Source organism: Bartonella sp. AP72JLCBS (assembly GCF_042195705.1).
In the GTDB taxonomy this organism is placed as follows: Bacteria; Pseudomonadota; Alphaproteobacteria; order Rhizobiales; family Rhizobiaceae; genus Bartonella.
The window spans coordinates 49073-62274 of the sequence record NZ_JBHIOU010000011.1; the positions used below are offsets into that span (position 1 = coordinate 49073).

13 protein-coding genes and 1 tRNA gene are annotated in these 13202 nt (G+C 39.1%); 4 read left to right on the top strand and 10 right to left on the bottom strand.

Annotated features, from left to right (window positions below; translation table 11 throughout):
* Positions 1-2 precede the first annotated feature (2 nt).
* From ACFILO_RS07010 to ACFILO_RS07020, 3 genes are all read right to left on the bottom strand, one after another.
* On the bottom strand, positions 3-1430 hold the full coding sequence (locus ACFILO_RS07010; protein ID WP_375631532.1) for a glutamine synthetase family protein: 1428 nt from the start codon (positions 1428-1430) through the stop codon (positions 3-5).
* Between the two features lie 456 nt (positions 1431-1886).
* Positions 1887-2183 carry a class I SAM-dependent methyltransferase gene (locus ACFILO_RS07015; protein ID WP_375678057.1) on the bottom strand — a complete coding sequence of 99 codons (297 nt, stop codon included), beginning with the start codon at positions 2181-2183 and terminating at the stop codon, positions 1887-1889.
* 137 nt (positions 2184-2320) lie between these two features.
* Positions 2321-2905: a hypothetical protein gene (locus tag ACFILO_RS07020; protein WP_375678058.1), complete on the bottom strand. Its 585-nt coding sequence runs from the start codon at positions 2903-2905 to the stop codon at positions 2321-2323.
* 460 nt (positions 2906-3365) lie between these two features.
* Between ACFILO_RS07020 and ACFILO_RS07025 the strand changes: the two genes are divergently transcribed.
* Genes ACFILO_RS07025 through ACFILO_RS07035 form a run of 3 tightly spaced genes read left to right on the top strand, consistent with a single transcriptional unit; the run spans position 3366 to position 6018 of the window.
* Positions 3366-4019, top strand: coding sequence for a radical SAM protein (locus tag ACFILO_RS07025; protein WP_375678045.1), 654 nt, complete (start codon positions 3366-3368; stop codon positions 4017-4019).
* A gap of 24 nt (positions 4020-4043) precedes the next feature.
* Positions 4044-4787 carry a hypothetical protein gene (locus ACFILO_RS07030; RefSeq protein ID WP_375678046.1) on the top strand — a complete coding sequence of 248 codons (744 nt, stop codon included), beginning with the start codon at positions 4044-4046 and terminating at the stop codon, positions 4785-4787.
* Between the two features lie 10 nt (positions 4788-4797).
* The gene (locus tag ACFILO_RS07035) at positions 4798-6018 is read left to right on the top strand and encodes an MFS transporter (RefSeq protein WP_375678047.1); all 1221 of its coding nucleotides are present in this window, start codon (positions 4798-4800) and stop codon (positions 6016-6018) included.
* 991 nt (positions 6019-7009) lie between these two features.
* On the opposite strand, the gene ACFILO_RS07040 is transcribed toward ACFILO_RS07035, so the two are convergent.
* From ACFILO_RS07040 to ACFILO_RS07070, 7 genes are all read right to left on the bottom strand, one after another.
* Positions 7010-7375, bottom strand: coding sequence for a hypothetical protein (locus ACFILO_RS07040; RefSeq protein ID WP_375678048.1), 366 nt, complete (start codon positions 7373-7375; stop codon positions 7010-7012).
* Positions 7376-7798: 423 nt separating this feature from the next.
* Positions 7799-7984: a hypothetical protein gene (locus tag ACFILO_RS07045; protein ID WP_375678049.1), complete on the bottom strand. Its 186-nt coding sequence runs from the start codon at positions 7982-7984 to the stop codon at positions 7799-7801.
* Between the two features lie 28 nt (positions 7985-8012).
* Positions 8013-8210: an NADPH-dependent FMN reductase gene (locus ACFILO_RS07050; RefSeq protein WP_375678059.1), complete on the bottom strand. Its 198-nt coding sequence runs from the start codon at positions 8208-8210 to the stop codon at positions 8013-8015.
* Positions 8211-8516: 306 nt separating this feature from the next.
* Positions 8517-9860, bottom strand: a complete 1344-nt coding sequence (locus tag ACFILO_RS07055; RefSeq protein WP_375678050.1) for an MATE family efflux transporter — start codon at positions 9858-9860, stop codon at positions 8517-8519.
* An 86-nt stretch (positions 9861-9946) separates the two neighbouring features.
* Positions 9947-10105: a hypothetical protein gene (locus tag ACFILO_RS07060; RefSeq protein WP_375678051.1), complete on the bottom strand. Its 159-nt coding sequence runs from the start codon at positions 10103-10105 to the stop codon at positions 9947-9949.
* Positions 10106-10176: 71 nt separating this feature from the next.
* Positions 10177-10253 (bottom strand) — tRNA-His (locus ACFILO_RS07065).
* A 137-nt stretch (positions 10254-10390) separates the two neighbouring features.
* Positions 10391-11473 (bottom strand): quinone-dependent dihydroorotate dehydrogenase, encoded by a 1083-nt coding sequence (locus ACFILO_RS07070; RefSeq protein ID WP_375613710.1) that lies wholly within the window; start codon positions 11471-11473, stop codon positions 10391-10393.
* 1315 nt (positions 11474-12788) lie between these two features.
* On the opposite strand from ACFILO_RS07070, the gene mscL reads away from it, so the two are divergent.
* Positions 12789-13196: a large conductance mechanosensitive channel protein MscL gene (gene mscL / locus ACFILO_RS07075; protein ID WP_026500234.1), complete on the top strand. Its 408-nt coding sequence runs from the start codon at positions 12789-12791 to the stop codon at positions 13194-13196.
* Positions 13197-13202 lie beyond the last annotated feature (6 nt).

Genomic DNA, 13202 nt, shown 5'->3' on the forward strand with positions numbered 1-13202 from the left:
ATTTAAACATTCAGCAGGAGATATTCACGCTCCCACGGACTGATTACTTCCATAAAAGTTTCAAACTCTTGTCGTTTGATTGCAGCATAAGTACTGACAAACACATCCCCTAAAATAGCACGTATCACTGTATCTTGTTCAAACAAATTGACTGCCTCAATGAGCCCACGCGGTAACTCAATATTATCAGCGTTTACATTATTTATCGCTGGCTCATCCGGCTCAATTTTTTGTTGCAAACCAATAAGACCACACGCTAAAGAAGCTGCAAGGGCTAAATAAGGATTCGCATCTGATGAAGGAAGTCTATTCTCAACACGCCGCGCTTGAGGAGCAGAACGGGGAACTCGAAAAGCTGTAGTACGATTATCATATCCCCATCGCAAATTAACAGGAGCCGAATTATCAGGGACAAGACGTCGATAAGAATTCACATAAGGTGCAAGCATCACAAGTACCCCTGGCATATGTTTTTGCAATCCACCAATAAAATGGCGAAAACAGATACTTTCTTCACCATTTTCCTGTGTAAAAATATTCATACCGGTTTTCTTATCAACAACCGATTGGTGAATATGCATAGCAGAACCCGGCTGCCCTTGAATGGGTTTTGCCATAAAAGTTGCATACATATTATGTTTTAGTGCTGCTTCACGAATTGTTCGTTTAAACATAAAAACTTGATCCGCTAACTCAATAGGATCACCATGACGTAAATTAATTTCAAACTGACCTGCTCCTTCTTCATGAATGAGGGTATCAATTTCCAATCCTTGTGCCTCTGAAAATTGATAAATATCATCAATCAAATCATCAAATTCATTAACACCAGCAATGGAGTACCCCTGTCCACCACCAATTGAACGCCCAGAACGACCAACCGGTGGAACTAACGGATAATCAGGATCGGGATTTTTTTGGACCAAATAAAACTCAATTTCTGGTGCAACAACAGGGCTTAAACCCATTTTTGTGTAAAAATGAACCACTGTTCGTAAAACATTGCGTGGTGTGTAATCCACAACCTGACCATTTTGATACACAAGATCACAAATCACCTGTGCCGTAGGAGCATCTTCCCATGGAACAATGCTTAACGTAGAAAGATCAGGCTCAAGGCGTAAATCACCATCTGCTTTAGGATATTCAAAACCATGACCATCTTCCGGATAATCCCCTGAAATTGTTGCCATAAAAACTGCTGAAGGCAATGCCAATGATGTTTCCGATGTAAATTTTTTAGAAAGCATCATCTTGCCCCGTGGGACCCCTGCTTGATCAGGCGTAATACATTCAATATCCTCTACCTTACGGAAAGCAAGCCATTGTGACACTTGTTCCCAATTGTGCACACCACGTAAACTTTTGAGAAAACGAGAAACAGGTTTAAAATTCTTACTTTTCGTTTGTTTACCATTTTTTACATCCATAACATACCAACTTTAAAAACAATCAAGTCCTATTCTTATTGTATCAGCCCATGCATAAACGACACGAAAAAAATTTATCAACTGATATTTTGAATAATACTATAAGATCCATCAAGGTAAAAGAACTTTACGCTCAACAAGTTATCCTATCACCATAGTGAAAAAATTGATATTTCACGCGATACATCGGTGCGAACCTTCTCCTTATATAAAACAGCGAGAAATACCATATTGTACGTAACCTAATTCCGATTCAAATAATCATATATAAGCAAACATTGACGAGAATAATAAAGGCGAGATATTTAATTTCCTTTTGGTTGTAGCAATGCTTCATATTAAAAGAAAAGAAACTTTTCTTTTAATATGAAGCAAGTTTTGTAACTCTATTGTTATCCACATAGAAGTAAACACCCTAGGATGGTGAGTAGCCTTTACAGCTGTGCTTACAAATACTCACCCCGCCGTAATATGCGTAAATGTATTTTCAGGATAAGTCATACGCTCAGCATTTCCGACATGAAACTTAACCATCGTCTGCATAACAGAGCTATCAACCTTGTTCTGAGCGGATGGTACAGACTCTGCACTTATATCAATTCCCACCGCTTGACATTGCACTTCGCACACAATATTTAGAGCTGAGAATCCAGTAGAGCATACCAAATCTAATAGATAGGAATTTTTGCTAATTGCGCCATGCGGGATCCAACATCTGATAGTCTCCAGCCCACTAGGAGATGTGTTATTTATATCTAAAAAGCCAAAAAATCAGGATATGAGAACACAATAATATCAATTTCCTTTGAACTAACGTCCTTTATCGTCGGTCTTCCACCATCGTAAAATCTATTTTGTATCAGTTGCTTTCACATACTTTGACTTATGATCTAGTGATACTGTGCAGATTGAGTACACATCCCCAGAGCCCAGATTATAATTAAGTTCGTACCATTCTGCTCTTTTATAGAGCTAATATTTGAAAATAAATAACCATAATCTTTAGATATAATACGCCTAGGTTCAATAATTACCGTAAGCTTATGTAAATCACAACCCAATTGTGATAATGCCTCATAAATTTTACGAGGGTATTCGTCATTGACCGTCATGGCATCGCAGAACGCTGTGGAAGTCGGATATCCTCCGCCTAGACTGATAAAACTTTTTTGATCCTTCAATGCGTAAATATCCTTTCCAGCCTTAGTTAAGGTGGATACTATTAACTCAGTCGAATTCAAATTAGAGCCCACATGCAAAGGCACCCCATTAAGCCTAATCCTATTGGATTCTAGCAAAGATAATGCGGCACGTAACTTCGCCGCAGTCATACCAAAACACGATCTATCCCTGTTTGCCAGTACATGGCACAATCTCAATGAGATTTTAGGTAGTATATCAAAATGGCGTGCAAGAGTGATGATGTCATGTAATTCGATAATATTATCACACTGGATATTTATATGTTTTCTAATAGGATAACTCTATCTCTTCTCGAAGTTTTACAGGGATATTAAAAAATGTATCTCTACCTTTAAAACCATCTTTTTGCGCTAATGATATCTCATAACCAGACGCAAATTCCAAGTCCCAGCAACATAACAATGATGCCCCGCACGTCCATTAAAATACCCTGCTTTTTCTCGCCCTAGGCATCCATAGCCCGACCACGTAAAACAGGATACCAATTACAATATCAGACCATAAGACTGCAAGAGAAAGTTTTTTTATAAATAGACATTTTTTTATCTTTCCATTGCCTCTTAAACAAGCTCATCTGTTCATATAATGAGTTATATGTATAATACATATAACTTCTACAAAAGGAGGATTCATTATGTTCCGTGAAAATCTTTGGTAATACACTCGGATAATTGGATCACCAGTCGCCCGTCAATAATATAGTGCGCGTTAAGAAATTGGGGGAGATAAGCTATGCAACTCGTGGATCATCCTTTTGTGAAATTCGATCAACTCAAGCTGATTTACAACTTCACATATCCGTTATTTCGCACTATTTCAAATGAATTTTACGATTACCTAGACTTTAATAAACTAGCGCACAGTAAGCAGATTCCACAAGCGCATACTATTTCTCTTTATTTGCATATTCCCTTTTGTGAAATCATCTGTTCCTTTTGTCCCTTTCAGAAAGGGGACTACAAGCACGTTAAACAAATCGAATCTTATATGTCAGCGCTTACCACAGAGATCAGAACCAAAGGAAATTTCATTCGCTCGCTTAGAGGGCCCATCCGCAGCATCTATATAGGGGGCAGCACACCATCGCTTTTGTCGGCAGATAATATCCGACACATCGGAAAAGTATTGCATGCCGAATTTGAGCTCTCTTCCTTAACCGAATTTACACTGGAAAGCGAACCGAAGAGCGTCACACGTGATAAACTTTATGCTGCCCGTGAGATCGGCGTTAACCGAATAAACTTCGGTGTACAGAGTTTCATTGAGCGTTTCCGATCATTGTTTAACCTCACCTCAACACGTGAACAAATCAACAATACCGTGGCTTTGTCACAAGAGATAATTGGACATGTCGGTTTCGACCTACTATATGGCATGCACAGCTAGCAAGCCGAAGAACTATTATACGATTTGAAGCAAGTCAGCGAGCTTCATCCTGAAACCATCAACCTCTATGCAATTAACAATCTGGCTATCACGTCGCAACTGCATAAGTCTTACGCACAAAAAGGGCTAAAGCCATCCAGCCTACAGCATCGACAGATGCTTCGATTATTTAGCGATATCGTTATGCGCAGCTGCGGCTATGCGCCGTGTAATGGGCATTCCTATATCAAAATTGCCAATAACACTCCTCTAACGCTCGCTAAAACGAGTTCAGCTAATTATTTCCGCTATCACAAATATTTGCATGGTTATCATGACGATTATGTCGTTGGCTTTGGGGCGTCAGCACTGTCGATTCCCAGCTCACTCGTCACACGAGCCAATCCCAGTCGAAGCGGATACATTACCGACATACAACTTAAAGGAAAATCCAAAGTATACTACAATTGGGTATCAGCGGAGCAACAAGCCTCCAAAGCTTTGTGTATGCGGCTACCTTATAACGGCTATGCCCAAAAAGAAAGAATTGACTGGACCGCACTTCCCTCTTTCGTATACAATAACCTACAACAGCTCATAGGTGCAGGTCTCATCGCAGAAAGTGATAACAATCTCCAGCTAACCCAGCGTGGTTGGCAATGGTATTCCAACCTTATGTATTTTCTTCTACCTCAGGAAGACAGGAATATTTTGGACGACTATGTCGCAAACATGCTGAATACAACCGCCGTACTTGATGGAACAGCGGAAACCTGTGTGGCATCTTAAGGAGAACAGAATGTTCACGCTTTTTGCCAACAAGAACATACGCTATTTTTGCCTAACCGTTAGTCTGCTCGCCTTACTCAGCGGTGCTTTGCGCACTGCCATCCCGCTATTAGCAAGACAATCTGGATATGGCGTAGTCGGAGTAAGTTGGGCGCAAGGTCTCTTCTCATTAGCGTGGCCAATTTTCGGCATCCTTGCAGGCGTTTTACTTGATCGCTGCGACAAAATAAAACTTGCCACCACAGCTCTCTTCATCTTCATGCTACTGCATATTGTCCTGTTCATACTACTTATGATACAGATTACTCCAGCCGAACAAATTTTCTTCTATGCAACCATTGCTGGATTCATCGTCGTTTCTGCCGAAGCTTATATAATGACGATTCCACCACTTATCATGGAGGGAGAGCGATTGATGACCTTCTACTCTATTGTCTTGTTCTTAGATTTCGGGGTCTCCTATTTTCTTGCCCCTGTCATAACAAGCAGCATTTTAGCGCATAGCACACTGCTATTTCTCGGCCTTTTAATCGTGCTTTTTATCACATTGATTTTTACCGCTCGCCATGCTGTTCCGACATCGCCAACACCTGATAAAGAAAACATCACTTTCCGTTATATCATTGCCGGCTTTCGTTTCATTTTTTCAAATCGGCATCTTACCTCCCTTACATTACTCACATTCTTTCTATCGGTGGTATTTGGAGCATTCCTAACCTCGTTCATCTTCTTCGTTACCGACGGTCGGTATCTGGGCCTACATAGCAGCCAATATGGCGTGATGTTTGCAGCCTACGCGCTTGGTACAATGGCAGGTGCCCTATTTGCGCCGCGTATACGCTATGCACCGGTGCGCCTAGCTGTTCTCACTGACGGTTTAGGAACGGTTGTCTTGCTGTTGATTCCAGCCTTTTCAAAAAGTGCTGTCGTCGTATGGGGCGTCACCTTTATCGCTGGCGTTGGAGCAAGCTTATGGTTTATTGGTGTTACCGCCTTCAGGCAGCGCCTCACACCAAAGCAACTTCTCGGGCGAGCTAATTCTGCTTTTCGAGTGATAGGCTATGCTGGAACGCCGGTCGGAAGCTTTTTGGTCGGCGTCCTTGGTTCTTTTATATCATTGCAGTTTGCTGCCACCTTTATCGCTGGGCTCCTATTGGTGGCTATCGCAATAACGCTTCCTTTTCTTTGGCAGGCTGATCATATAGACACACCCAATCCTTCCACGAGGTAACAGCTGCTTTAAAAAAAAGACACGATCAAAAAGGCACACATACCCTATTACGCAATCAATTGATCTATTCTTTGGACGAGAAAATTATCACCATAATGGCTGATAGAGCCAGCGGCACTATAGAAGCAGCCAAACAAGCGCTAAAGACAAAACAGCCCCTTTACGTTGCATTGGGCGATGATCCAACGCCTATATGAAGGATGCAGAGAGCTTATAGCGTACGGAGCGCGATTCTTAACTAAAAACTCCGCCCTAGCAATACCCCCTTATACTCCATCCATCACTCGCTGGACATCAAATACCTCACCCCTTTACTGCTCCTCAAAATACATTTTGCTTCACTTACGCGCCGTATTCTTCCTTTGTAATTAAAAGAGCAGCCCTCCTTTCCTCATTTAGGATCTCTGCCTACACAATGCAGCAACAGATGCGAGCATATATGCAATCACGCCTTAGAACCTGCATAGTAGAAAGCTTAGTTCGAGAGATTCATAAAGCCTATATCCCAATAAATTTTCCACCCAATCCACCTTTTAAAAGGGCGGCTTTATATAAACCGTTAGAGCAAGCTATGAAATCCTTAGGTGTATTAGAAATAATTGACGGTTTTTACCTCAGACCAATGTTGATTGACTTTTACTCGTGCATATACGCAAGCGGTGCTACTCTTTTCTTAGATAGAAAGGACATAATCGTTACCATCTGACCTATTATTGTTTGAAAATAAAGAAAAAGTATCAGTGCAACTGATGATATTGAAGAGCTATCTCATTATGTAGCTGTACTTAATTACGGCATTGGGAAGCTAGTCACGTAATCACCCCCTTCTGCGCGCGCCTTCTGCATGATATTCATAAGATTTTATTACGCGGTAAACGCGGTACGTCCAAAAGTCTTAGCGAATTCCGCAAAGCACAAAATTAGCTTGGCGGTACGCAACTAAAGACAGCGTCATTCGTGCCGCCCACTCTTACCACAGCCCCCACTCTCTCTACCACCATCCCCGCTTAGAATCGCGCCAACTCATCACCAGTGCCTCGTTAAACACCACACCAGTCTCAAGGGCGGTAAAATGCGCCTTGCCGCATTTAATCTTCAGCATTTCTTTAAGGCGCAAATCAAAATCGCTATTCGTTCCTTTTGTTTCCAGCACAAAGTAAAGCTTTTGTTCGCCATCCCTCTCTAAAAAAACCGCCCAATCAGACGTATAAGAACCAATGGGAATGGTTATTTTAAAACTTCTTGGCAGTTTAAAAAACAATCTTACATCAGAGTCATTATCGAGATTTTGCGCAAACTCTTTCTCAATACGGCTCTCACAAATCACATGATCATAAACACTTTTCTCATTGACCACCGCCGGCCATATGATAGCCTTTTCCGACCTAATTTTACAGATGTGGGATCAATCTTATTATGATGCGCACATCCAGAGATTATTTTATCCTCTGCATTAGAACCAAAAACATGAACAATACGCTGAGGTTTCGGTAAGAAGGACAACCGCTCAATCTCAACCTACACGAAAATGCATGTGCAGGCGAATGCCCCCCATAATATGCAATATTTCAAGCCCGTCCATAGTGGTACCCCTTTTAAAAATTGTGCCTATGGCTTATAATAATCTCCAAAATATACATTTAGCCCTTGTCTGAAATAACTCAATTTTGGATTGATGAGAACGAAAACGCGCTGCGATAATCACGTTGTTCAGCCCTTATGACCGGCAAAGGGCGCCAATATTCCTGTACCACCAACGACTAACTAACGGTATTTCTTATCATTTTTGATCATATCCTCCACCCTTATTGTACATTTTATCAGCAAGATGTGCGCAGCAAGCCCGTACATTTACGCTGCTAAGTCTCCGTGTACGGTTTTCATTCTCAAACGCAAAATCATCTTTAGCCGAAGCAACTTGATATTGCAGAGCTTGTCCATAAAGCGTATGCGCAACTGGTACCAAATATACACAGGGCAGTGCGCATTTTGGGTTATATTGTCATGAGAGAGATGACCAAAAACTTTATCCCAAAAGCATTATACTCTAAATTATCAAGAGCATTCTTCAATCCCCCTGAATAAGACCCGTGATAAACAGGGCTTGCAAGAATAACATCGTTAGCGTCTGCGATTGTTTTGACAAATGCATGCGTTTTAGCATCGCAATGGTAATAACTTATAAAAACAATAACTTTTTTAAATGACTCCTCAACGGCGTATGAATATAAGCACGTTTTTTCTCGTCATTTTTTAAGGTATTAAACTCTTCCAATCTACCGAACTTACTCTTAAACTGTAGCCGAATGATTTTAATAAACCCATATTATTTTAAAAACTCAACAAATAATATTGAGGCTACAATCAAAGACACTTCTTTTCAATATTAAGCAAGTTTTGTAACCTATATTGTTATCTCCATAGAAGTAAAACAGCCTCTATGGACGATGAGTAGCTAAGCCTTCACAGTTAGTGCTTTACAAGCGCTTTTATAACACTCACTCTGCCCCAAACATAGGATTGCATTTTATTAAATAACCCACGCGCATATAATTAAAGAGAGAAACGATTAAGCTTGCACCAATCATGCCAAGCCAATAGCCAATAAAGTCATATTCAAAAAAATGCGCCATTAGCGCTCCCCCAAATAGGCCTAACCCCCAATAACTTATTGCTACAACAATTGTTGACCAAAACGTATCAAGCAAGCCCACAAGTATGCCATTGAGCATAGCTCCTAAAGTGCCAAAAGCAAAAGACAATAAAATGAACGGAAGCAACTTCCAAGAGAAAACAACAACGCGTTCTGAAGAAATATTAAAGATGGTTGTAAGGATGAATCCATAAGAGAGATAAACAATCCCTGATAAAAACAAGACATAAGCTACAGCAAAAACTGTGACACTCATACGCAATTGTTTTAGAGCCATATTATTCCTATCTGCTCTATACCACGCTGCTATTGTCGCGGCTGCGCTGGAAATCCCCAAAGCCACCACAGAAATAAGCATATCGAGACGCATCCCTATCGTATGCGCGGACAAAGATTCGACCCCATAAACCGTAATCATGAATGCAATGAACGAAGGAAAGCCCTCCGCAATAAGAATACGTACACCAATGGGTAGCCCTACTCGCAGCAATTTTATTATTCGTGAAATCTCTAACTTTGGTCTCAAATAATTAAAGCGAAAAGAATGAAAAGCAGAATTGCGGGACAAAATTATTGCTGCTGCAATAACAATTAAAATACGGATCAAACTGCTCGCAATTCCTGCACCAAAGACACCTAATCCGCTTACAGAAGCTATACCAAAAATAAGCGGCCAAGAGATAAGAAAATTCACAAGGATAGCCGCAAGCATAACCCAGGTTAACGGCTTTGGATTACCAATTGCTGACAGTAATCCCCGGCTATTCACATAAAGATAAAAAAACACCACCCCTATAGCAGCACCACTATTATATTCCTGCGCTATATTGGCAATTGTCCCATCTTGTCCGAGAAAACACAAAATATTTCTCGTGTTGAGTAAAATGATCGCACTCATCATTCCAATCACAAGGGAAAGCCATATTCCTTGATCAAACCATGCCTTCAATGCATATCTATCTTGTCTACGAAAACTTTCCGCAAGTTTTGGTGCAACCGCGGTAATAATACCTAGCCCAAACAACATAACAAAACTAAATATACTCAGAGCTAACATTGTACCACTCAAGGCTTGCACGCCTAAATGCGCTACAAGCGCTGCATCTGTGAAGGAAATCATCATCTGAGAGATAAACCCAACAGCCAGTGGCATGCCAAGAGAGAGCAATTGCTTCATCACAACAAACATTGTGAAATACCCTTCCATATTGAAGGGCATATTAAGCTCGGATCTTTTAAACAAAACACATTGATTTTTTCCGTAAAGTCTTTCCATCACAAGTCTTGTGTAAAGGATGCATAATGAGAACGCATTAAGGTAAGAGGAGATGCCCAGTTCTTAAAAAAGAAGCGCAATGCCCCTTTATTGGTTTTTTGGACTTTATGCCATGCGTTTTTTTGTACAATATTATGCCCCCAAGCAACTACAGTCATTGATAAAAGATCCTCAGCGAGCCGTTTGTTCGTCTTGTATATCCATTTTCAGTATTTTCAATAAAATTTTTTGGTACGGTTGGTGGGATTTGAACCTACGACCTCTGGTGCCACAAACCAGCGCTCTAACCAACTGAGCTACAACCGCATAAAATCAAATGTATCATAACTGTTCACGATTTCGTAAACATTTATTCTTTGCTTATGTGACATAAGGAAGATCAACAAAGTTTGCAAGCCCCTTTAAAAAAATCTCGCAATTTTTTGTGAAGAAAAAAGCGTTTTTTACAAAGGAAATTTTGCCCAATGCTCAATACTATGATCACGATAGCCTTTTATGTTATCAACTCCATCTTGTTGCATCATCTGCAAAATCTCTTGCAGAATAGTTATGACAAGATCTGGACCTTCATAAACCATCCCACTGTATAATTGAATCAAATCTGCACCAGCTTTTACTTTTTCCAAAGCAGTCTGTGCATCCTTTATACCGCCAACGCCAATAATTGCAATCTCCTTCCCTAATTTTTGACGCATTTTTGCAAGCATAATAGTAGAACGCTCAAAGAGTGGACGTCCAGAAAGCCCACCCTCTTCATTACGGAAGTGACTATTACTAAGACCTTGGCGTGAAAGAGTTGTGTTAGAAACAATCAGCCCATTAAAATCAGAAAGTTTTATTTCTTCAGCAACATCATCTAATTCTTTCTCTGATAAATCTGGGGCAATTTTTAAAAAAATGGGAATGGAGAATCCATGCTTGTTCTCTTGCTCATTTCGCGCTTGCGAAATTGCACTCAACAAAAGATGCAAACTGTCACGGGCCTGTAAATCACGTAAACCTGGTGTATTAGGAGAAGAAATATTAACCGTAAAATAATCAGCAACATCATAAAAATGAGCAATACCAACAGTATAATCATCAATCTTATCGACCGTATCCTTATTGGCTCCAATGTTGACTCCTATAACACCAGTTTTTTTACACGCATGCAATCTATTGTAAACAACTTGATGTCCGTCATTATTAAAGCCCATTCTATTAATAATCGCTTCATCTTCTTTTAAACGAAAAAGCCGTGGTTTAGGATTTCCAATCTGAGGCTTTGGTGTCACTGTCCCAATTTCAGTAAAACCAAATCCTAACCGAAAAATACCATCTACAACCTCTGCATTTTTATCAAACCCCGCTGCAAGACCAATAAAATTTTCAAACTCAAGACCAGCAACAGTTACACACAAACGTTTGTCGATAACCTTTTGACAACCATTTAATCCACTTTTCAGCCCAAGAATCGCTAAACCGTGTGCTTGCTCTGGATCCAACATAAATAAGGCAGAACGGCCAATACAACGAAAAAAACTCATCAATTCTTCTCCACAACATAAAAATGATCCATCGCACCTCACCTCTACCTTTTAACACAAAAGATTTCCAATCAAAGCAAGCATATTATCCCAATAATATTCCCCTTCTAGAAGAAAACTCATCACATAATAGCCATACATGTTTATATTGGTTATACTATGTAAAGAACTTTTTATTCTTAAAAAATGTTTCTCTTTTTCGACATTTTTTAAAGATTAAAATATGAATCCTAATCTTATAAAATTCAGCATGAATTGGAACATCAATGGCTCTTACCATAGTCATGGTTTTATGACGTCTTATGCAGGCACGCTCATAATTTTCTTAAAAATGCAGGCAAATTATCTCTATTCCCAAAGTTCCTTTGTGTAATATTGTTTTCAATAGAAACAAAGCTTGTTCTATAAAGCTATTTTTTCCTAGCATTTACAGGATACATGGTTCATAAAATCATCTAAATTCATACTATTGTTGCACTATTTAGAGCAACAGAATGTTCAATCAATTTGTACTCTATTGATAATCTGCGTTGTTTTCTTTGCCATTTCTGATGTATTAAATACAATTTTGCATCTATTAAGTGCTCTGCCTAACATATATTTTAAGTAATGACAGTTGATTATTGAACTCAAACATCATACCAACGACTTCCAAACCAAAATGATCTTGCAAACCCTAGAGCTCTGCTATTTATAAACTGATACAATCTTCCAGCAGATGAAATGTGTTTCTTCCATCCGAATTATCGCCATTTTAGCTCATGCAACCCAATACAAATAGCTTTTAGATAAGCCATAATGCCCTCCTAATTGCTATTATCGCTTACTGAATTAAGAGGATTTAAATTATAAGTTTTACTTCTGTCTCATTTATCTATTTCTTCTATCAGCGCTGAAATATATTTTTTATTCCTAAATTTTCTTTTTATAATAAAATGTTATGCCAATATATGTACTTCATTTGAGAAGCTTTCTGATAGCTCAGCTTTCAACACTGCCCATTTTGTGGTATTGTGTAAAAATCTCTCTTTTTAATGTTATCATAAAGATCTTGAGGCAATTATATAAATTAAGCTACAGTTTTCTACTTTCTGTTGAAAAAGCAGCTATAGTTTTTATCAAAAAAGCTTTTTTCTAGGAAGTATTCTATGTACATTCAAATAGAGCCCTAAAGCCCTTTATTAAACCTTATAAAGTTCTTTGAAAATAATATTAATATCGTAATATAATCCTAAAAATAAAATCTGCCCTTTCCTTTTTCATCAAAAGCGGTAAGTAAATTACCGTATATCGCTTATATAAAGGGGAAAATGCAATGCTTAAAGAATTCAAAGAATTTGCCCTAAAAGGTAATATGATTGATCTTGCTATCGGTGTGATTATAGGGGGTGCTTTTGGTAGCTTGGTCAACTCAATTGTCAATGATATTTTTATGCCAATCATTGGGCTGATTACAGGTGGGATTGATTTTTCTAATATGTTTATTCAACTTGCTGGCGAAAAACAAGCAACATTGAGTGCCGCCAAAGCAGCTGGAGCAACCATTAGCTATGGACACTTTATTACTTTACTTATCAATTTTCTCATTATTGCTTGGGTTCTTTTTTTATTCGTTAAAGCTATGAATAAAATCCGTAGAAAAGAAGAAGAAAGCCCCAAAAAAACGTCTTCAGAAGAACAACTTTTAACAGAAATTAGAGATCTTTTGGCTAAGAAAAAATAATTTTAT